Consider the following 1,171-nt stretch of genomic DNA (forward strand, 5'->3'; position numbering starts at 1 on the left):
TAATTATAATAGCAATACAGCAGTAAAAACTGGTTTAGTTGTCGGCGGAGCCAGCGCGTTAATTATGGCGGTAGGAGCGCCTTTTCTCGTTCCAATTGTCGGTTTAGTTGGGCTACCATTTTTAAATCAAAAGCTTTCGGAAAGTCATTTGGAAAAAATTAAACCTGAACTAATAGTTATGATGCGCCAACATATCCATAATGTGATAGATGAATTCCAAAATGCACTTGACCATTATATCCACCAATTTATTGGAGAAATTGAGGCTCAATCATTGGATGAGTTTACACGCTTGATTGGTTCTCTTAAGAGTCAGATAACAATGGAGTTTGAAAAAAGAAATCAGGAAGTCGTTCGGAATGACAAGTTCCAAAATGAACTTGATCAACTGAGGGGATTAGTTGAAGAGTATTTACAAACTATTTAATATGAAAGGAGTTCTATTATGAGTGATAATGGTTACCACGATCCAACTCAATTTTCTGATGATTTTAACCACCATTTTAACCAATCAACCGAATTTTTAAATAATGATCCCAATGCTCCGTTGATGTCACAGGTGGATTTGACATCGGGAAGTTATTCAAATGACATCTTACAGTACCAAGATCCGTTAAGCCATGTGCATCAATTTCAATTTGAACCATTTCATGCAAATTTAAATAATACTCACTTTGTTAAACCACATTATGTCCATTCTTATATAAAGAGTGACGGTACTTTAGTTGAAGGGTACTACCGTGATGGCGATGGAAACACTCACATTGACCGTCCATTAGATGCTGGAGGAGGCTATATGGCGGGTAATCCTGACGGAATTAAATGGAATAACATAAATAAATGATTATTGGTAATGAGTTTTTCATTTAAATCGTGAACAATAAACAATCTTATGATCTATTTTTACGAGAAGTTTAAACAAAATTTATTAAAAGCACCGGCCTCTCATTTGAGCGTGGTGCTTTTTGTTTTATAGATTCGATTAGAAAATTTCACAGGATCTACTGAATTGGTACAGCCGAGTGTAAAATTAAGAATATAGCCGGAATAAATTTTTAGAGTTTCGACAGTTTCCGAGAGGCTGGGACAAAACCCAGTAGGCTAAATTGAAAAGAGTGGTACCCACCAAAACATGTTGGTGAAGGTACCACTCTTTTTTATTGGTTTTCAG

The 1,171-nt window shown here is 35.7% G+C and carries 2 protein-coding genes; both read left to right on the forward strand.

The genetic code is table 11. From position 1 onward, the window contains the following. A partial coding sequence (locus tag H532_RS20555; RefSeq protein ID WP_038112615.1) for a hypothetical protein occupies positions 1-427 on the forward strand: 427 nt, incomplete at its 5' end. 18 nt (positions 428-445) lie between these two features. Beyond that, positions 446-844 carry a hypothetical protein gene (locus tag H532_RS19060; protein WP_038112617.1) on the forward strand — a complete coding sequence of 133 codons (399 nt, stop codon included), beginning with the start codon at positions 446-448 and terminating at the stop codon, positions 842-844. Positions 845-1,171 lie beyond the last annotated feature (327 nt).

This window comes from Tuberibacillus calidus DSM 17572 (assembly GCF_000430685.1).
In the GTDB taxonomy this organism is placed as follows: domain Bacteria; phylum Bacillota; class Bacilli; order Bacillales; family Sporolactobacillaceae; genus Tuberibacillus; species Tuberibacillus calidus.

Coding starts and splice junctions, on each gene's coding strand:
- H532_RS19060 (WP_038112617.1), top strand. CDS start 446: ATGAGTGATAATGGTTACCACGATCCAACTCAATTTTCTGATGATTTT.